Source organism: Bacillus sp. F19, assembly GCA_023823795.1.
GTDB lineage: Bacteria > Bacillota > Bacilli > Bacillales > Bacillaceae > Bacillus_P.
Map to the genome: position 1 here is coordinate 272,672 of CP085710.1, position 17,744 is coordinate 290,415.

The window sequence follows — 17,744 nt, forward strand, 5'->3', positions numbered from 1 at the left end:
TTTAGTTTTGAAAGAATAACATTCTTTCTTCAATTGCATATTGTCTGGTGATGATGGCAAAGAGGTCACACCCGTTCCCATGCCGAACACGGAAGTTAAGCTCTTTAGCGCCGATGGTAGTTGGGGGTTTCCCCCTGTGAGAGTAGGACGTTGCCAGGCAGTATCAATTTTATATATTATTGTCGCGGGGTGGAGCAGTCTGGTAGCTCGTCGGGCTCATAACCCGAAGGTCGCAGGTTCAAATCCTGTCCCCGCAACCAAATGGTCCCGTGGTGTAGCGGTTAACATGCCTGCCTGTCACGCAGGAGATCGCCGGTTCGATCCCGGTCGGGACCGCCATTACTAAATAAACGACAACGAAACTACGTGTTTCGTTTTTTTTATGCATTTTTTAGGGTAGACTGTTAAAGAAACTTGGACAAACTAGTTAGATGCGATACACTTGATAACAGGGATCGATCCTTAGAGCTGCAGGGTTCTAAGGTTTTTTTATAAGGCTTTTCAGGACTGGTGTTAATTATTACTTACATAGTTTGAATGGGGAATTTTTTTATAAGTAGCAGACTGTCCAAAGCTACATCTGACTTTTATGACAGAAAAGGCGGTGCAGCAAATGACCATTAAAGATGAATTTCATTTTATAGATAAAATTAAGCAAAGAAAGAATCGCCAGCCCAAATTGATAGAAGGCATAGGGGATGATGCTGCCCTCTATAAAGCAAAACCCGATTATTTGGAAATTGTTTGCGCAGATACAATGGTTGAAGGAGTTCATTTTCTGAAGGATGTCTCTTCCCCAATGGATATTGGCTATAAGGCTGTGGCTGTGAATATTAGTGACGTAGCAGCTATGGGCGGTGTTCCAAAGTACTATCTCGTTACCATTGCAGTGCCAAGAAACTGGTCTGAAGCAGAATTAGTGGAGATTTATGCAGGGATGGATGAGATTGCTTCTTTATACAACATGGATCTTATCGGAGGGGATACGGTTTCAACCACAGATAAACTTGTTATTACTGTTACGGTCATTGGAGAAGTTCAGCAAGATAAACAGCGGTTAAGGAAGGATGCGCGTCCAGGTGATGCCGTTTTTGTAACAGGAACAGTTGGAGACTCAGCTGCAGGGCTGCAGATTTTGCTTGGGAACCTCTCAGTTGATGAAGACAATGATGCTGCATTTCTTGTGAATCGCCATAAGCGTCCAATGCCTCAAGTTAAAGCAGCGCAGCTCATGTCTTCTGCTGAGCGCATTTCATTGAACGATATCAGTGATGGTCTTGCCAGTGAACTAAATGAATTATCCGAGGCAAGCTGTGTTAAAATGATCATAGAAAAAAACCGTGTTCCACTCAGCGATTCCCTGCGTTCTTTGAATTTTGAGCAGCACGATGAGTGGATTTTATATGGGGGAGAAGATTTTGAACTAGTAGGCACGGTTCCTCCCTCAGCATTTGATCTTCTTCAAAAGAAGTGCAGCGATGAAGGGATTTCTCTAACGAAGATCGGGCATGTAGAAGCAGGTCCATCCGAGGTCCTGCTTATCCATAATGGAAAGAAAACAACGCTCAAAAAATCTGGATTTAATCATTTTAAGTAAGGTGAGTATATGACGAAGCATACAGTGAAAACAAATAGCCCTGATGAAACAACGAAACTTGCTGTCAGGCTAGGTGAACTTGTGAAGCCTGGAGATGTCATTACATTAGAAGGTGATTTGGGAGCCGGGAAAACTACGTTTACAAAGGGTTTAGCCAAAGGAATGGGGATCCGGAAAAACGTAAACAGCCCGACATTTACGATTATGAAGGAGTACCGGGAAGGGAGACTGCCACTTTATCATATGGACGTATACCGAATGGAAGACAGCGATGAGGACTTAGGTTTTGATGAGTTTTTTGAAGGAGAGGGTGTCACTGTTGTTGAATGGGCACATCTTATTCAGGAGCAGCTTCCTCCGGATCGTCTTGGTATTCGTATCCTTCGTGTGGACGACGAATCCCGTGAAATTATCTTTGAACCTATCGGGAATCACTATTTAGGTTTATATAAGGAGCTTATAGATGAAAGCAATAGCGATTGATACGTCCAATTTGACGCTTGGTGTTGCCATAGTGGATGACACCAAAGTGATCGGAGAATTTGTAACAAACATTAAGCAGAATCATTCGGTCCGGGCGATGCCGGCGGTTGAATGGCTTATGCAGGAATGCGGAATCAGACCTGATGAGCTGGATCGTGTCATTGTTGCGGGAGGGCCTGGATCTTATACCGGCCTCCGAATTGGTGTCAGCATAGCTAAAACGCTTGCCTGGACGTTGAATATTCCGCTTGCCAGTGTTTCAAGTCTTGAGGTCCTTGCAGCTGGCGGAAGTTATTTTAATGGCTATATCTGCCCGATTTTTGATGCACGGCGCGGTCAGGTATATACAGGGTTGTATGAGTATGCAGATGGGGAGCTTATTAATAGAAGAAATGATCAAAATCTCCTGCTGTCTGATTGGCTTTTAGAATTAAAAAAGGAAGAGAAGCAAATTCTTTTCATCGGGAATGACGTTAGCCTGCATCAGGAGTCAATCGTTGAAGTCCTGGGGGATAAGGCAGTTTTTGCTAGTATGACCGAGCATAATCCAAGACCGGCAATGCTTGGGAAAATCGGCTTGATGAAAGAGCCTGAGGATGTACATGCCTTCGTGCCGAACTATATCCGTTTAGCAGAGGCAGAAGTAAAGTGGCTCGAACAACAGAAATAAGTGGGTGAGAAGGTTGAAGCAGGAACAGGATACAATCAAGATTCGGCTTATGAATGTAGATGACATTGATGCTGTTTATGAAATAGAAACACAATCCTTTGCTACACCTTGGCTGAAGGAATCCTTTCACAATGAATTAACTCAAAATCATTTTGCTAAATATCTTGTTGTAGAATTTGATCAAAAGATTATCGGGTATTGTGGACTTTGGATCATTATGGATGAGGCTCAAGTTACGAACATCGCCGTTTTGCCCGGTTTCAGAGGGAATAAGATTGGTGAAACTTTGCTGAAACAGGCAATCGGAATGGCAAAGGAGTATGGTGCGGGTAAAATTTCTCTAGAAGTAAGAGTCTCAAATCATGTAGCGCAATCTTTGTACACCAAGCTCGATTTTCAGCCAGGCGGGATTAGAAAACGGTATTATACAGATAACGGGGAAGATGCGTTAGTAATGTGGGTGAATTTAAAATGACAGAAAAAGATCAATATATATTAGGAATAGAGACAAGCTGTGATGAAACGGCCGTATCTATTGTGAAAAACGGGCGGGAAATCATTTCGAATGTAGTCGCTTCTCAAATTGAAAGCCATAAACGTTTTGGCGGTGTTGTACCTGAGATCGCATCGAGACATCATGTTGAGCAGCTGACACTTGTGCTTGAAGAAGCGATGCAGCAGGCTGAAATGACATTTAAAGACCTGGATGCCATCGCCGTTACTGAGGGTCCGGGTCTTGTTGGAGCGCTTTTAATTGGAGTCAATGCAGCAAAAGCACTGGCATTTGCCCACCAGCTGCCATTAATAGGCGTTCATCATATTGCAGGTCATATCTATGCAAACCAGCTGATCTCTGAACTGCAGTTTCCTTTGCTGTCGCTTGTTGTATCCGGAGGACATACTGAACTTGTTTTTATGAAAGAACATGGATCGTTTGAAGTAATAGGAGAAACGCTTGATGATGCTGCAGGAGAAGCGTATGACAAAGTGGCAAGAACTCTCCATCTGCCTTATCCGGGTGGGCCTCATATAGACCGGATGGCAGCGGAAGGATCTCCAGTCATCAATTTACCTAGAGCCTGGCTTGAGCCGGATTCTTACAACTTTAGCTTCAGCGGTTTGAAATCAGCTGTCATCAATACTCTTCATAACGCAGAGCAACGAGGTGAAGTGATTGATCCTCATGATTTAGCCGCAAGTTTTCAGGCAAGCGTCATCGATGTTCTTGTCACTAAAACAGCATCAGCAGCTGAGAAATACCAAGTAAAGCAGATCCTTCTTGCTGGAGGTGTAGCAGCAAATCGCGGTTTAAGAGCAGCTTTAGAAAAGAAGTTTAAAGAAATTCAGGACGTAGAATTACTGATTCCGCCATTATCTCTATGTACAGACAATGCAGCCATGATTGCTGCTGCAGGGAGTGTACTTTTTGAAAAAGGCCATAGAGGCAATCTGAGAATGAATGCAAATCCTGGTCTGGAATTACCGAGTTAATATGGTGTATTAACATGTTATCCACATACTGTCTAATAACCCTTTTCCGCTTTTCGAAAAGCTTGTTGAATAAGCATTGGATAACCTGTGGACAATGTGGATAAAAAAGCTCTATTTTGTGGATAATGTGAATAAAAGAGTGGAAACCTTATAAAATAAGATATTTTAGTGTTGATAACTAAAAAAACTCAGTGCCATAATAGGCACTGAGTTTTTTAATTTGTGTACAAAGCTGTTAATCCTCCTGAAGCTGTTCCCATTCATTCATTAGATTTTCAAGTTCTTCTTGATAACCGCCGTTTTCCGTGTTGATTTCCTGTACCTTAGTATGATTTTGATAAATCTCCGGATCACATAACAGCTCTTCATTCTTCTCGATCTGCTGTTCAACGAACGAGATTCGCTCTTCTACTTCCTGCAGTCTTCTTTGTTTTTGTCTTGCCAGTTTTTTCGCTTCTTTATCTTGTTCATAGGATAGCTTATTTTGATTTTCCTTCGGCTTCAGATCAGGGACTGCATCAAAAGCTGCAAGCTCCAGCTGTTCTGCCTTTTTAGATTGATAGTAATCATAGTCCCCCAGGTATTCATTAACGCCGCTTGCTGAAAGTTCGTATACTTTTGTAGCAATGCGATTAATGAAATACCTGTCGTGGGATACAAATAGTATTGTGCCAGGGTAATCAATCAGGGCATTTTCCAGCACTTCTTTGCTGTCCAGATCGAGATGGTTTGTCGGCTCATCAAGGATAAGCAGATTTGCCTTTTGAAGCATTAGCTTAGCAAGAGCCAATCTTGCTTTTTGCCCGCCGCTTAAAGTAGAAACATTCTTTAAAACATCGTCACCAGAAAAAAGGAAATTGCCGAGCACAGTCCGGATTTCTTTTTCATTCAGCATTGGATATTCATCCCACAATTCATCAAGCACACGTTTATTCGAAGTTAAATTCGCCTGCTCCTGATCGTAGTATCCAATCTTCACGCCTGATCCTATTTCGAACGCCCCTTTTAATGGAGCCATCTTATCAATGATTGTTTTTAGAAGCGTCGATTTGCCGACTCCATTTGGGCCGACAAGAGCAATGCTGTCACCTCGTGATATGGAAAAAGAAACGTTTGAAATGATTGGGTCTGAGCCATTATAAGATACGGCAATATCCTTCGCTTTCAGCACATCGTTGCCGCTTTGCCTTTCAATATCGAACCGGAAGTGAGCTGATTTCTCGTCGCCCTGCGGCCTGTCCATCAATTCCATGCGGTCCAGTTTTTTTCTCCGGCTTTGAGCGCGTTTTGTGGTAGACGCTCTGGCCATATTTTTCTGGATGAAATCTTTTAATTTTGCCACTTCATCCTGCTGTTTTTCGTACAATTTTAATTCGCGCTCAAAGTTTTCAGCGCTTTGCTCAAGATAGCGGCTGTAGTTGCCGATGTATTTGATGCTTGTATTCCTGGAGATTTCGTAGACCTGGTTCACTACTTTATCAAGAAAATAGCGGTCATGGGAGACGATTAAAATCGCTCCGCTGTAGCCTTGAAGATATTGCTCAAGCCAGGACAGCGTTTCAATATCCAGGTGGTTTGTCGGCTCATCCAGAACTAATAAGTCAGGACTTGTCAAAAGCAGCTTTCCAAGGGCAAGACGCGTTTTCTGGCCTCCGCTCAAACGCTGGATAGGAGATGAGACATCGAATTCAGCAAATCCCAGACCATGAAGAACAGAACGGATATCTGCCTCATATTGATAGCCGCCTTTTTCTTTAAACTCAATTTGCAGACGGTCGTATTCTTTTAAATATTGTTCAAATTCCCGCTCTGCGGGATCAGTGTTGGCCATTTTTTGTTCAAGATCACGCATGGATTGCTCCATATCTTTTAAAAACTGAAACACAGAAACCATTTCATCCCAAATAGATAGAGCAGATTCGAGACCTGTATCCTGTGCAAGGTACCCAATCGTTACACCTTTTGGCTTGATGATCTCTCCGGATTCGTAAGAAAGCTGACCCGCAATAATTTTGAGCAGGGTTGATTTCCCGGCCCCGTTCCGTCCGACAAGGGCAATTTTATCCCGTGTTTGAACTTCAAGTTTGATATTCGATAATATAAGATCAGCTGCAAAATATTTCGTCAGCTGGTTTATTTGTAGCAAAATCATGTATTTTCACCTCGGGCTATGATAATTTAAGTGTAGCTTATCGAAGAGTGAGCCGCAATGATTGTACCTTTCCGGGTGCGGACATTTGTCACGATAAGTAAAAAGACAGATTAGTAAAAATAGTGTATAGTCTAGTATGAGGGGCGTTAAAAGATGTCAAATTTTACTCATTTTAACCAGCAGGGCAGAGCCAAAATGGTTGATATATCGAATAAACATGATTCTGTGCGCACCGCTGTTGCTGTTTCAAGCGTTGTTATGAAGGAACATGTCTATGAACAAATCGTAAATCACAAGCTTCAAAAAGGGGACGTGCTGGCGGTCGCACAGGTGGCCGGCATTATGGCTGCTAAAAACACATGGAATATCATTCCAATGTGCCACCCGATTCCGCTCAAGGGAATCGATATTGAGTTTGAATGGAAAAAAGAGAACGGACTTTTCCATCTGATGATAGCCGCAGCTGTGAAAACAACAGGAAGTACAGGTGTGGAAATGGAAGCGCTAACTTCTGCTTCAGTCTGCGCCCTGACCGTGTATGATATGTGTAAAGCACTGGATAAAGGGTTAATCATCGGACCTGCCTATCTGTCTGTAAAAACAGGCGGGAAAAGCGGGGATTATACACGAGATGAACCTGTAGCTTTGGATGTGGGGGATAGAATGTGAACAACATCGAACAATCGAAAATTCCGCAAGCTACTGCTAAGCGCTTGCCTTTATACTATCGTTTTTTAAAGAATCTGCATGCATCAGGCAAGCAGCGTGTCTCTTCTGCAGAGCTGAGTGATGCTGTGAAAGTGGATTCTGCCACGATCCGCAGGGATTTTTCCTACTTTGGAGCCCTTGGGAAAAAAGGATATGGGTATAATGTTAATTATCTTCTTTCTTTTTTCAGAAAAACGCTCGATCAGGATGAGGTGACGAAGGTTACCTTAATTGGTGTCGGTAATCTCGGCACAGCCTTTTTGCATTATAATTTTACGAAGAACAATAATACGTTAATCTCACTTGCCTTTGATGTCGACGAGAAGAAGATCGGCACTGAAATTGGCGATGTTCCCATTTATAATTTAGCTGATCTTGAAGAACACCTGCCTGAGGATGTGACCGTGGCTATTTTAACGGTTCCGGCACAGGCTGCCCAGCCCATTACGGACAGGCTGATTGCAAAAGGAATTAAAGGAATTCTTAATTTTACTCCTGCGAGATTAAATGTACCGGAGGAAATCAGAATTCATCATATCGATTTAGCAGTAGAGCTGCAATCGCTCGTGTACTTTTTGAAGCACTATCCTAACGCTTAGGAATTGAGGTGAATGATATGCCGAATATCGGTTTTGGAAGTTTGCTGCTGATCGTTTTTGCAGCACTATTAATCTTTGGGCCAAAGAAGCTGCCTGAGCTTGGGAAAGCAATTGGCAGCTCATTGCGTGAATTTAAGCATGCCACGAAGGGTCTAGCGGACGACGATGAAGATAAAAAGAAAGAAGAGAAGTAAGATAGGGTGAAAGCTGTCATGAAACAAAACGAAATGTCGGTTATCGATCACATTGCTGAGCTTCGGAAAAGGCTGATCATTACAGTCTTTTTCCTTTTCCTCTCTGTGATTACCGGCTTTTTATTAGCAAAGCCGATTATCATCTATTTACAGCATACGAATGAAGCTCAGAGCTTAACGCTGAACTCATTCCGAATGACCGATCCGCTTATGGTCTATATGCAATTCGCGTTTATCATTGCTTTTATTATTACATCCCCGATCATTCTCTATCAGCTATGGGCATTTGTAAGCCCTGGCCTCTACGAAAAGGAAAGACGGGTCACTCTAAGCTATATTCCAATTTCAATTGGACTTTTTCTTACAGGCATAAGTTTCTCGTATTTTTTGCTCTTTCCATTTGTCGTAGATTTCATGGAGCGTATGTCCCATGATTTAGAGATTAATCAAGTCATTGGAATCAACGAATACTTTCAGTTTTTAATTCAGCTGACGGTACCGTTTGGACTGCTGTTTCAGCTCCCGGTTGTCATTATGTTCTTAACGAGGCTCGGCATCGTAACACCGATGTTCCTCGTGAAAATCCGAAAATATGCGTACTTCATTCTGCTTGTTATTGCAGCGTTAATTACACCGCCGGAGATTGTCTCGCATCTAATGGTTTCCGTGCCGCTGTTTATTCTGTATGAAATAAGTATTGTGGTCTCAAGGTTTGCTTACCGCAAGGCACAGCGGACTCAGTTTGAAGAAGCAAATAAAGAAGGGTGATCCTGTCTGCAGGACCACCCTTCTTTTTATTTTTTCTTCGCTTTGACTTTGAAAGAGAGATTGAACATTCTAAATGCGACTCCAAGATCAAACGTCGCGATTAGCATTAGCAGGATTGTCGGAAACGACCAGATCCCGCTTTCTGAACTGTTTACGGCGAGATAGGTAAACAGAATACCCATTGCCAAGTAAAAGATCCCCATTGAAATTGGGCTTGTTCTCATGCTTACATGCCTCCAAAAATAAATTGCATTTGTTCTGCCTGTTTCAGCATTTCCTCAAGCTGTTCCTGGTTCGATTGCAGAATGACAACAAACGTATTCATCGCAACATGGGCAAAAATAGGAACCAGGAGGCGCTTTGTTTTTACATATAGGAAAGCAAACACAAACCCCATTGATCCATAAAGAAGAAGATGCTGAGGTTCACCGTGAACTAGTGCGAATACAATCGAACTGATGAGTGCCGACAAAATGAAATTGAAGCGCTGATACAAAGCGCCGAATAAGATTTTTCTGAAAATAATCTCTTCTAGGATAGGACCTATGATGGAAGTAACGACTATGAGCAAAGGCGTAACCTTCAATACTTCCATGATGACTTTCGTATTTTCTGATTCACCTTCAATTCCAAATACCTGAATCTCAATATTGGCTGCAATCACTTGAACAGAAAGTGCCATAAATACGCCCCCGACAGCCCATAAGATAGATGGACCGGCGGGAGCTGCATCGCCCCTGAGTTCATTGCTTTTAAAGTGGCTGCGAAGCAGAAGCAGAATGATTACAAAGGCAGCTGCAAAGCTGAACACCGTCCAATAGCCTGATGCTGTAATCTGCGCCATGCGGAGCGATTGATCCTCTCCGACGCCAAGCTTAAGCAGAAGAGGAATGCCGAGAATCCCTGAAAACTGCATGACTATATATGTCAAAATAATAAGCCAGTAATCTTTCTTCAATTGAACGACTCCTTTAACGTGCCGGATGATTTAAGTCAGTATAAGCAAAATTTCAGCTAGGCATAATTGTACCATAAATCAGGCATGATGTAGGAAGATAACGCCTATAGGGTATGCAGGAATGGCTATAAACATGTGAAATCGGCATAAGGAAAAGGATTTCAAATTTTTTTAACATATTACTTGAATTTGCATGAGAGATTATATAATATAATACTTGTGTTAGCACTCAAGACATATGAGTGCTAATAAAATGAAAATTTAAATTAATGAAATCTTGAGGAGGTTGTTTCACTTGTTAAAGCCATTAGGTGATCGTGTCGTAATTGAGCTTGTACAATCTGAAGAAAAAACTGCTAGTGGGATCGTACTGCCGGATAGTGCCAAAGAAAAACCGCAAGAAGGTAAAGTAGTGGCAGTAGGTACTGGTCGTGTGCTTGACAACGGTGAGCGTGTTGCTCTTGAAGTTGCAGAAGGCGATCGCATCATCTTCTCAAAATACTCTGGTACAGAAGTGAAGTATGAGGGTTCTGAATACTTAATCTTACGCGAAAGCGACATTTTAGCAGTTATCGGCTAATTTATAAAATTTCCAATATCATAGAACATCATTCTTAGGAGGTAATGGAACATGGCTAAAGACATTAAATTCAGTGAAGACGCTCGCCGCGCAATGCTGCGCGGGGTTGATGCACTTGCTAATGCAGTTAAAGTAACGCTTGGACCAAAAGGGCGCAACGTGGTTCTTGAAAAGAAATTCGGTTCTCCGCTTATTACAAATGACGGTGTGACAATTGCAAAAGAAATCGAGCTTGAAGATGCATTCGAAAACATGGGTGCAAAGCTTGTTGCTGAAGTTGCAAGCAAAACAAATGATGTTGCCGGTGACGGAACAACAACTGCAACGGTTCTTGCTCAGGCAATGATCCGCGAAGGTCTTAAAAACGTAACAGCTGGCGCTAACCCAATGGGTATCCGAAAAGGTATTGAAAAAGCTGTTATAGTTGCAACGGAAGAATTAAAAGCAATCTCTAAACCAATCGAAAGCAAAGAATCCATTGCTCAAGTAGCTGCAATTTCTGCTGATGACGATGAAGTGGGCCAATTGATTGCTGAAGCTATGGAGCGCGTTGGAAACGACGGCGTTATCACAATCGAAGAATCAAAAGGCTTCACTACTGAGCTTGAAGTGGTTGAAGGTATGCAATTCGACCGCGGATATGCATCTCCTTACATGGTAACTGATTCAGATAAAATGGAAGCTGTCCTTGACAACCCATACATCTTAATCACAGACAAAAAAATCACAAACATTCAAGAGATCCTGCCTGTATTAGAACAAGTTGTTCAACAAGGCAAGCCTCTATTATTGATTGCTGAAGATGTTGAAGGTGAAGCACTTGCTACATTAGTAGTGAACAAACTTCGCGGAACATTCAATGCAGTAGCTGTTAAAGCTCCTGGATTCGGCGACCGCCGCAAAGCAATGCTTGAAGATATCTCAGTTCTTACTGGCGGAGAAGTGATCACTGAAGATCTAGGCTTAGATCTTAAATCAGCGAACATCACTCAACTAGGCCGCGCTTCTAAAGTTGTTGTGACAAAAGAAAACACAACAATCGTTGAAGGTGCTGGAGAGTCTGACAAAATTGCAAGCCGCGTAAAACAAATCCGTGCTCAATTAGAAGAAACAACTTCTGAGTTTGATAAAGAAAAATTACAAGAGCGTCTAGCTAAATTAGCTGGCGGTGTAGCAGTCATCAAAGTTGGTGCTGCAACTGAAACAGAATTAAAAGAGCGCAAACTCCGCATTGAAGATGCATTGAACTCTACTCGCGCTGCAGTAGAAGAAGGCATCGTATCAGGCGGTGGTACTGCCCTTGTAAATGTATACAACAAAGTAGCATCAGTAGAAGGCGAAGGCGATTTCGCAACAGGCGTAAACATCGTATTGCGTGCTCTTGAAGAGCCAGTACGCCAAATCGCACACAATGCTGGTCTTGAAGGCTCAGTTATCGTTGAGCGTCTAAAGCATGCTGAAGTAGGAACTGGCTTCAACGCTGCAACTGGCGCTTGGGTAAACATGATCGAAGCTGGTATCGTTGACCCAACTAAAGTAACTCGTTCAGCTCTTCAAAACGCTGCATCTGTAGCGGCTATGTTCTTAACAACTGAAGCAGTTGTTGCTGACAAGCCAGAAGAAAATGCTCCTGCAATGCCTGATATGGGCGGCATGGGTGGAATGGGCGGAATGATGTAGTTTGATCTATAAAACCCTATTATATCAAGGGTTTGAAGATTAAAAGCTCATTTTAGGTGCCGGAAAGGTGCCGAAACTTTTTCAAAAAGAAAATTAGAGGCTTCTCATGAGGTTCCCAAACTTCTGAGAAGCTTCTTTTTTTCTACCCATTGTAATGTGTAAATAAACTTGTGTTGTTGTCCCATCTTCTGTATGACCAAGTCGATCCAATTTGTAGTAATTCAACACCAGCTTCAGCTAAAAGTGAAATGTGAGTGTGACGTAATGAATGTGGAGTTAAATGTTTATGAACAGAAGGGGTTTTGTTTAATAAGCTATCCATCCTGAAGATAATCAATTATTTGGTGATGACGCTAACGATACTGCGGTAAGTGTAGAACTTTGCCGCCCGGGTAATTTTAAAGAGGTATATGACCGTTATGTTTGGTATCATGTGTATCTTTGCAGAAAATTCGGTTTAGATCCACTTAAGAAAATTGTTCCTCACAGCAAGTTAGATCCTCGCAGACGTACTGATCCGGAAAGTTGGTTAAAGCCTAACGGGGTTACTTGGTCACAGTTTATTAAAGAAGTAAAATATTATTATGATAACTGGTCTGTTAAGCCTGCAGCAAATACGACAAAAAAATGAATCTGTTCAAATAAAGACAGGCGGTCTATCTCCTGCTATGCGTGAGGAAGTATCCGCTTATTTTAAACAAATAGGTTGGTGGGCTCAGATTCAATTTACAACTGACAAAATGAATCCTCGCGCATTATCTGGTGGCCTTAGTCCTGCTTATGAGAGCAGAGTTTGAATCATGGTTGAAGCAGCGTAAATGGTATTATGAGATTGTGAAGTAATTGTCGTAATGTATGAATATCCAATAAATTTGGAGGAGGTTTGTCTATCTCCTCCTATATTTAATTTAATTGCAAGATTTTTCTTTTTTGTGTCTAGCCGAATAAAATTAATCAAAAATCTTGGATGATGTTGAATGTTTGCAAATTGATTTAGTAAAGAGATCGCCTGATCGTAAACTGCAAAGGAAATGCGAACAAGTAAAGTGTTAGTGCTTGAAGTACTACTTGAACGTCAATCGTTAATAGATTTTACATCAGTAGTATCTTCAATTTTAATTTCCTCAGAGGATTCCTGTGAGATACTCTCATTAATTACCTCACTTTGTGGAACATTAAATTCTGGCAACTGTAAATTTTCACTTCTAACCTCATTACGTTCATTGCCAAAGTCTTTTGAAAAAATAACTCTATTTCTAGCCATAGTAATTCCCCCCTTTCTTAGTCATTACATTTTTAACAAACTCATCTACCTGACTATTCAATTGATTCCACGAATAGACTCTTTTTATCTTCCGGAATCTTATCCATTTTCGTTTTAAGACTGTATTTTTCTGGAGCATTTGAACAAAAAGAAGTGTCGTATTCTTTGGAAGTTCTCCTTTCACCATACTCTATTCAATTAAAAGGGAAATGTATGGGGAATTTACTTGATAAGAAAGCACATTTTTGACATAATATGATGATTTTGTTAAAGCCGATGTTAAAATCCACAATATAGCCGGAATAAAAATCCCCATTTAAAATAGAACCATAGGTTTGAGAGGAGCTATGGTTCATGATTACAAGAGGGGATTTTTTTATGATTAAAGATATGTACAAGCGAGGAATGTCTATTTCTGATATTGCAAGAGAACTAGAGCTAGATCGTGGAACGGTTAGGAAATACATAAACTCTTCTGTAGCTCCTTCAAAGCAAAAGCGAACAAAGACAAAAAGCAAGTTGGATTCATACAAGGAATACCTTCATCAACGGATGCTGGAAGATGGCGTTTTTAACGGTGAACGCTTATTAGATGAAATCAAACAATTGGGATATACCGGAGGGAAAACGATTTTAAAAGATTACATTAAGCCCTTTAGAGATAAGGAGAAGAAGAAGTATTCTGTACGATATGAAACTTTACCAGGTGAACAGATGCAGGTGGATTGGAAAGAGATTGGAGAAATCATTCTAAACGGAGAGCGAATAAAGCTTTCTATGTTTGTTGCAACATTAGGTTACTCCAGAATGAAATATGCGGAGTTTACAACGTCTCAAGATCAAGAACATGTCCTTCAATGTTTGATTAGCAGCTTTAAGTACTTCGGCGGAGTTCCGCAGAAAATACTGTTTGATAATATGCGAACAGTGACAGATGGACGTGAACAAGGAATCGTGAAGTGGAACGCTCGATTTGCGGAATTTGCAGCCTATTACGATTTTATTCCTAAAGCCTGCAAGCCCTATAGGGCTAAAACGAAAGGCAAAGTTGAACGAGCGATTCAATATATCACAAATAGCTTTTATGTTGGAACTACATTCGATTCCATTGAAGATATTAATCTTCAAGTAGAACGTTGGCTTGACGGAATTGGCAATCGCAAAAAGAATGATACCACAGGTGTCCCTCCACAAGAACGCTGGTCGGAAGAAAAACTTAGTTCATTACCAAAAATCAATTATGACACGAGCTATCGCGTCTATCGTAAGACACATTTTGATAGCACCCTATCTTATAAAGGACACAAGTGGCTACTCCCAAAGGAATTTGCATTAAAGGATATCCTGGTTAAAGAATCATTAACTGGAGTACTTCGTTTCTTTTATCAAGGTGAAGAGATTACAGCATTTCAAACACCAGCATCAGTCATTTCATTAGCTGATCAAATAAAAAAGAAACAGAGTGCCGTGGTTGCCGCCCCGCATTCTGTTCCCGAAGTATCCGTCAATACTCGTCCTCTCTCCGTTTATGACGATCTCTTGAGAGGTGAATCATGAACGAGAAAATGAAAGAGTATTGCCAGAAGCTGAACTTGTCCGTAATCGCTGAACAATGGTCAACGCTTTCCGATCAAGCAGCTAAAAATAATGTACCATATTCTTCGTTTCTCTTCAGCCTTTTAGAGGCAGAATTTATTGAAAGACAGCAAAGAACGACAAAACACTGATAAAACTTTCAAAACTCCCGTTCCGAAAGACGATGGATGAGTTTGACTTTACTGTTCAACCTTCAATTGACGAACGGAGAGTAAAAGAACTGATGACATTATCATTCTTGAAGAATCATGAGAATCCTATTTTTCTAGGTCCACCGGGCATTAGGAAAACTCACTTGGCAGTTTCTATTGGGCTGCAAGCTATATCACATGGCTACAAAACATACTTTATATCTGCACATGACTTAGTATCACAATTAAGGAAAGCTGATCTTGATCAGCAGTTAGAAAAGAAACTGCGTTCTTTAGTAAAACCTAGTCTTCTAATCATTGATGAAATGGGTTATATGAAACTCGATCATCATAGTACTCATTATTTATTTCAAGTCATTGCCCGACGTTATGAGAAAGGTTCTATTATCTTAACATCAAACAAGTCATTTGGAGAATGGGGAGATATTATTGGTGATCCAATCATCGCGACCGCTATGTTAGATAGACTCTTACACCACTCAAGAATATTTAACCTAAACGGAGAAAGTTATCGTATGAAAGAAAAGAAGCTGCAGAAGGAAAAACAGAAGGGTTCGTAAGAACTAACCGGCCTTGACAGATTTTCTATCTAGTCTTTAGAAAAGCATATTATTTTACAGGCTTATTATCTGAGCAATTAAAAAGTAAAAAATGACATAATGTTTTGTTTTTTAACAAAATGTGCATTTATAGCTTTTTACTTTGTATAGAAGTACTTTTTCATTCTTCTATTAACATGCTGAGCCAAAGCGTATTGCCAATATCTTAATTTACCCCGATATCCGTGAGCAAAGTATTCATATTCCACAAACGTTCACCTTTACTGAATCCATTACCTTTATGTTCATCTTTCTGAATTTCAATTTCATATCACGTAAATCAATTCTTATGCGCTTCAGCTGGTACACAACATAATGAATATATACCTCAGGAATTTTAAAACCTGCAGCTTCTATACATTTAGATCTTTTTCTAAAATATCAACCAAACAAATCTTATATATGTATTCATAAATCATATTCTCTTTTTCTACACCAAAGGAGCTGATAATATGAAAGGCTTGTTAGAGAGAGCAAAAGAAGAGCAACTTCCTGTTGAGATTATTTATAGGTCTGACAAAGGGGATATCTTACAAAGGACTATAATTGTGAATGAGGTCAAAGGCAATAATATAAAAGCATTTTGCTTATTAAACAACAAACCCGCATTACATCACTGCATTGTTACAATGGAAAACAGAAATAAACCCCCGTTCTACAAGAACGGGGGTTTAAACTGGATAAAATATAATCATACTTAATCGAGTTAATGTTTCCCCTGAATTATGATAGGTATGGGTTCTGTCAGCCTTGAATCTAATAGAATCACCACTACTAACTGTATATTCATTATTATTTACACGTACAGTTAGTTCCCCTTCAAAAACAGTTAAGAACTCTTCAGTTCCCTCTCTGTGCGAATCAGCACATAGGAATCCGCCCTTCTCAATCTCGACAGTATAAACTTCAAAGCGTCTATCATCTTCGAAGGGAAAGTAAGGATAGACCCGATATTTTCCGTTGTCTTCAGATAATGTTTGAATTTCCCTTTTTAAAACCACTTTTGTATCTGGCTGCGGATTATTTATTAGTGAAGTAAAAGAAATTTTTAATCCATTGGCTATTTTCCAAATGGTTGTAATCGTGGGGCATGATTCCCCTCTTTCGATTTGACCTATCATCGTTTTACTTACTCCTGTTAATTCAGCAACTCTTTCAAGACTTAATTTCTTACTTTCTCTAAAGATTTTTAAGTTTTTTGCAATGATAAGATGTATTTCCTCCATAAACACACTCCTATATTTGTGTACAATATAACGTCGATATTATACAATAAAAAGGATTGACGTTATAGTGTCTGTTTTGAACATTATAACATATAATACAAGGGAGGTTCCAATATGCCTTTATTATCGTTTTTGCTATATATTTTTGTTACTAGTTTTACTCCTGGTCCCAATAATATTATGGCGATGTTATTTGCTAACAAATACGGGTTAAAAAAGACAATTAGATTTTGTTTAGGAGTAGGTGCAGGTTTCTTTGTAATAATGTTATTGTGCAGTTATTTTAATCTTTTGCTTAAAAATTTCATTCCACAAATAGAATTTATTATGACTATTCTTGGGGCAATCTATATGTTGTATCTGGCTATAAAAATTATTACTTCTAATAATGATAAAGATAATGATGTGGACAAGAATAACAGTTTTTTAACAGGTATGCTTTTACAATTCGTAAATCCGAAAGGTATTCTATATGGCATAACCGCAATATCAACCTTCATCCTTCCGTATCACACTTCAAATTTCAGCTTAATATTTTATTCATTATTTCTAGCTTTTGTTGGTTTTATGAGTACTTTCTGTTGGAGTATGTTTGGTTCAATTTTTCAAAAGTTCTTATCAGAGTATAGAAGTCAGTTTAATATAATTATGGCATTGTTATTAGTGTATAGTGCAATTTCGATTCTTATAGAATAAATTAATTTTCTTGTTAAACTTGATTTTGGACAGACTTGTACCGTAAAACAAGTTGCCTTTTTTAATTATATGCATAGCTTCGATTCTGTAATTGATGGGAAATTGTCCGAACCCTTGTTATTCAAGGGTTCGTTTCTTTTTGTGGAGATCCATAAGAAAACGAATATAACGTTTTGCTCTAATTATTTATTAAATAAAACGTAATTAAGAACGAGGGAATAATAAGAGAAAAAGAACCGGTAGCAATGCACCTTTTGGAGAAAAGAGAATTCAGCACGTGAAAGAGGAAATCTTGCACAGTAACTAACGCATTAGATTGCAAAAGATAGTT

At 40.0% G+C, this 17,744-nt stretch carries 20 protein-coding genes, 2 tRNA genes, 1 rRNA gene and 1 pseudogene; 19 read left to right on the top strand and 5 right to left on the bottom strand.

Annotation, left to right across the window (positions count from 1 at the left end; translation table 11 throughout):
* The first annotated feature begins 43 nt into the window (after positions 1 to 43).
* The 8 genes from rrf to tsaD all read left to right on the top strand — a co-directional run bounded on the left by rrf (position 44) and on the right by tsaD (position 4,241).
* Positions 44 to 159 (top strand): 5S ribosomal RNA (gene rrf, locus LIT25_01590).
* A gap of 24 nt (positions 160 to 183) precedes the next feature.
* Positions 184 to 260: transfer RNA gene (locus LIT25_01595), tRNA-Met, on the top strand.
* 3 nt (positions 261 to 263) lie between these two features.
* Positions 264 to 339: transfer RNA gene (locus LIT25_01600), tRNA-Asp, on the top strand.
* Between the two features lie 274 nt (positions 340 to 613).
* Positions 614 to 1,597 carry a thiamine-phosphate kinase gene (locus LIT25_01605; protein USK34147.1) on the top strand — a complete coding sequence of 328 codons (984 nt, stop codon included), beginning with the start codon at positions 614 to 616 and terminating at the stop codon, positions 1,595 to 1,597.
* 9 nt (positions 1,598 to 1,606) lie between these two features.
* The gene (tsaE, locus tag LIT25_01610; protein ID USK34148.1) at positions 1,607 to 2,080 is read left to right on the top strand and encodes a tRNA (adenosine(37)-N6)-threonylcarbamoyltransferase complex ATPase subunit type 1 TsaE; all 474 of its coding nucleotides are present in this window, start codon (positions 1,607 to 1,609) and stop codon (positions 2,078 to 2,080) included.
* Positions 2,061 to 2,750, top strand: coding sequence for a tRNA (adenosine(37)-N6)-threonylcarbamoyltransferase complex dimerization subunit type 1 TsaB (gene tsaB, locus LIT25_01615; protein ID USK34149.1), 690 nt, complete (start codon positions 2,061 to 2,063; stop codon positions 2,748 to 2,750). Before tsaE ends, tsaB begins: the two co-directional genes overlap by 20 nt.
* Before the next feature lie 49 nt (positions 2,751 to 2,799).
* Positions 2,800 to 3,225 (top strand): ribosomal protein S18-alanine N-acetyltransferase, encoded by a 426-nt coding sequence (gene rimI / locus LIT25_01620; protein ID USK36115.1) that lies wholly within the window; start codon positions 2,800 to 2,802, stop codon positions 3,223 to 3,225.
* Positions 3,222 to 4,241 carry a tRNA (adenosine(37)-N6)-threonylcarbamoyltransferase complex transferase subunit TsaD gene (tsaD, locus tag LIT25_01625; GenBank protein USK34150.1) on the top strand — a complete coding sequence of 340 codons (1,020 nt, stop codon included), beginning with the start codon at positions 3,222 to 3,224 and terminating at the stop codon, positions 4,239 to 4,241. The genes rimI and tsaD overlap by 4 nt, the downstream gene beginning before the upstream one ends.
* A gap of 235 nt (positions 4,242 to 4,476) precedes the next feature.
* On the opposite strand, the gene LIT25_01630 is transcribed toward tsaD, so the two are convergent.
* A complete protein-coding gene (locus LIT25_01630) occupies positions 4,477 to 6,393 on the bottom strand; it encodes an ABC-F family ATP-binding cassette domain-containing protein (protein USK34151.1) in 1,917 nt (638 codons plus the stop codon).
* Positions 6,394 to 6,546: 153 nt separating this feature from the next.
* On the opposite strand from LIT25_01630, the gene moaC reads away from it, so the two are divergent.
* Genes moaC through tatC form a run of 4 tightly spaced genes read left to right on the top strand, consistent with a single transcriptional unit; the run spans position 6,547 to position 8,662 of the window.
* Complete coding sequence (moaC, locus tag LIT25_01635; protein ID USK34152.1) at positions 6,547 to 7,062, top strand: cyclic pyranopterin monophosphate synthase MoaC; 516 nt, start codon at positions 6,547 to 6,549, stop codon at positions 7,060 to 7,062.
* Complete coding sequence (locus LIT25_01640; GenBank protein USK34153.1) at positions 7,059 to 7,700, top strand: redox-sensing transcriptional repressor Rex; 642 nt, start codon at positions 7,059 to 7,061, stop codon at positions 7,698 to 7,700. The genes moaC and LIT25_01640 overlap by 4 nt, the downstream gene beginning before the upstream one ends.
* 17 nt (positions 7,701 to 7,717) lie before the next feature.
* Entirely contained in the window at positions 7,718 to 7,894 is a 177-nt protein-coding gene (locus LIT25_01645; protein USK34154.1) for a twin-arginine translocase TatA/TatE family subunit, read from the top strand.
* An 18-nt stretch (positions 7,895 to 7,912) separates the two neighbouring features.
* Positions 7,913 to 8,662, top strand: a complete 750-nt coding sequence (gene tatC / locus LIT25_01650) for a twin-arginine translocase subunit TatC (protein USK34155.1) — start codon at positions 7,913 to 7,915, stop codon at positions 8,660 to 8,662.
* 26 nt (positions 8,663 to 8,688) lie between these two features.
* On the opposite strand, the gene LIT25_01655 is transcribed toward tatC, so the two are convergent.
* Both LIT25_01655 and LIT25_01660 read right to left on the bottom strand, forming a co-directional pair.
* Entirely contained in the window at positions 8,689 to 8,886 is a 198-nt protein-coding gene (locus LIT25_01655) for a YdiK family protein (protein USK34156.1), read from the bottom strand.
* A gap of 2 nt (positions 8,887 to 8,888) precedes the next feature.
* Complete coding sequence (locus LIT25_01660) at positions 8,889 to 9,620, bottom strand: CPBP family intramembrane metalloprotease (protein USK34157.1); 732 nt, start codon at positions 9,618 to 9,620, stop codon at positions 8,889 to 8,891.
* A gap of 295 nt (positions 9,621 to 9,915) precedes the next feature.
* Between LIT25_01660 and groES the strand changes: the two genes are divergently transcribed.
* From groES to LIT25_01675, 3 genes are all read left to right on the top strand, one after another.
* Positions 9,916 to 10,200: a co-chaperone GroES gene (gene groES, locus LIT25_01665; GenBank protein ID USK34158.1), complete on the top strand. Its 285-nt coding sequence runs from the start codon at positions 9,916 to 9,918 to the stop codon at positions 10,198 to 10,200.
* Positions 10,201 to 10,251: 51 nt separating this feature from the next.
* Positions 10,252 to 11,880 (top strand): chaperonin GroEL, encoded by a 1,629-nt coding sequence (gene groL / locus LIT25_01670; protein USK34159.1) that lies wholly within the window; start codon positions 10,252 to 10,254, stop codon positions 11,878 to 11,880.
* A 316-nt stretch (positions 11,881 to 12,196) separates the two neighbouring features.
* Positions 12,197 to 12,511, top strand: a complete 315-nt coding sequence (locus tag LIT25_01675; GenBank protein USK36116.1) for an N-acetylmuramoyl-L-alanine amidase — start codon at positions 12,197 to 12,199, stop codon at positions 12,509 to 12,511.
* A 444-nt stretch (positions 12,512 to 12,955) separates the two neighbouring features.
* Here the strand turns inward: LIT25_01675 and LIT25_01680 are convergent, their stop codons facing one another.
* Positions 12,956 to 13,144 carry a hypothetical protein gene (locus LIT25_01680; GenBank protein ID USK34160.1) on the bottom strand — a complete coding sequence of 63 codons (189 nt, stop codon included), beginning with the start codon at positions 13,142 to 13,144 and terminating at the stop codon, positions 12,956 to 12,958.
* 354 nt (positions 13,145 to 13,498) lie between these two features.
* On the opposite strand from LIT25_01680, the gene istA reads away from it, so the two are divergent.
* The 3 genes and pseudogenes from istA (at position 13,499) to LIT25_01695 (ending at position 16,192) form a co-directional block, all read left to right on the top strand.
* Complete coding sequence (gene istA / locus LIT25_01685; GenBank protein ID USK34161.1) at positions 13,499 to 14,701, top strand: IS21 family transposase; 1,203 nt, start codon at positions 13,499 to 13,501, stop codon at positions 14,699 to 14,701.
* Positions 14,698 to 15,452, top strand: a pseudogene (gene istB, locus LIT25_01690) (IS21-like element helper ATPase IstB). The gene istA and the pseudogene istB overlap by 4 nt, the downstream one beginning before the upstream one ends.
* 491 nt (positions 15,453 to 15,943) lie before the next feature.
* Entirely contained in the window at positions 15,944 to 16,192 is a 249-nt protein-coding gene (locus LIT25_01695) for a hypothetical protein (protein USK34162.1), read from the top strand.
* On the opposite strand, the gene LIT25_01700 is transcribed toward LIT25_01695, so the two are convergent.
* Positions 16,163 to 16,717 (bottom strand): XRE family transcriptional regulator, encoded by a 555-nt coding sequence (locus LIT25_01700; protein USK34163.1) that lies wholly within the window; start codon positions 16,715 to 16,717, stop codon positions 16,163 to 16,165. The genes LIT25_01695 and LIT25_01700 overlap by 30 nt on opposite strands.
* Positions 16,718 to 16,831: 114 nt before the next feature.
* Here LIT25_01700 and LIT25_01705 point away from each other — a divergent pair, with 114 nt between their 5' ends.
* Complete coding sequence (locus tag LIT25_01705; GenBank protein ID USK34164.1) at positions 16,832 to 17,413, top strand: LysE family transporter; 582 nt, start codon at positions 16,832 to 16,834, stop codon at positions 17,411 to 17,413.
* Positions 17,414 to 17,744 lie beyond the last annotated feature (331 nt).

Bases quoted from the DNA above. Each gene is read 5' to 3' on its own strand.
- LIT25_01605 (USK34147.1), top strand. From the start codon at position 614: ATGACCATTAAAGATGAATTTCATTTTATAGATAAAATTAAGCAAAGA.
- tsaE (USK34148.1), top strand. From the start codon at position 1,607: ATGACGAAGCATACAGTGAAAACAAATAGCCCTGATGAAACAACGAAA.
- tsaB (USK34149.1), top strand. From the start codon at position 2,061: ATGAAAGCAATAGCGATTGATACGTCCAATTTGACGCTTGGTGTTGCC.
- rimI (USK36115.1), top strand. From the start codon at position 2,800: ATGAATGTAGATGACATTGATGCTGTTTATGAAATAGAAACACAATCC.
- tsaD (USK34150.1), top strand. From the start codon at position 3,222: ATGACAGAAAAAGATCAATATATATTAGGAATAGAGACAAGCTGTGAT.
- LIT25_01630 (USK34151.1), bottom strand. From the start codon at position 6,393: ATGATTTTGCTACAAATAAACCAGCTGACGAAATATTTTGCAGCTGAT.
- moaC (USK34152.1), top strand. From the start codon at position 6,547: ATGTCAAATTTTACTCATTTTAACCAGCAGGGCAGAGCCAAAATGGTT.
- LIT25_01645 (USK34154.1), top strand. From the start codon at position 7,718: ATGCCGAATATCGGTTTTGGAAGTTTGCTGCTGATCGTTTTTGCAGCA.
- tatC (USK34155.1), top strand. From the start codon at position 7,913: ATGAAACAAAACGAAATGTCGGTTATCGATCACATTGCTGAGCTTCGG.
- LIT25_01655 (USK34156.1), bottom strand. From the start codon at position 8,886: ATGAGAACAAGCCCAATTTCAATGGGGATCTTTTACTTGGCAATGGGT.
- groL (USK34159.1), top strand. From the start codon at position 10,252: ATGGCTAAAGACATTAAATTCAGTGAAGACGCTCGCCGCGCAATGCTG.
- LIT25_01680 (USK34160.1), bottom strand. From the start codon at position 13,144: ATGGCTAGAAATAGAGTTATTTTTTCAAAAGACTTTGGCAATGAACGT.
- istA (USK34161.1), top strand. From the start codon at position 13,499: ATGATTACAAGAGGGGATTTTTTTATGATTAAAGATATGTACAAGCGA.
- LIT25_01695 (USK34162.1), top strand. From the start codon at position 15,944: ATGAAAGGCTTGTTAGAGAGAGCAAAAGAAGAGCAACTTCCTGTTGAG.
- LIT25_01700 (USK34163.1), bottom strand. From the start codon at position 16,717: ATGGAGGAAATACATCTTATCATTGCAAAAAACTTAAAAATCTTTAGA.
- LIT25_01705 (USK34164.1), top strand. From the start codon at position 16,832: ATGCCTTTATTATCGTTTTTGCTATATATTTTTGTTACTAGTTTTACT.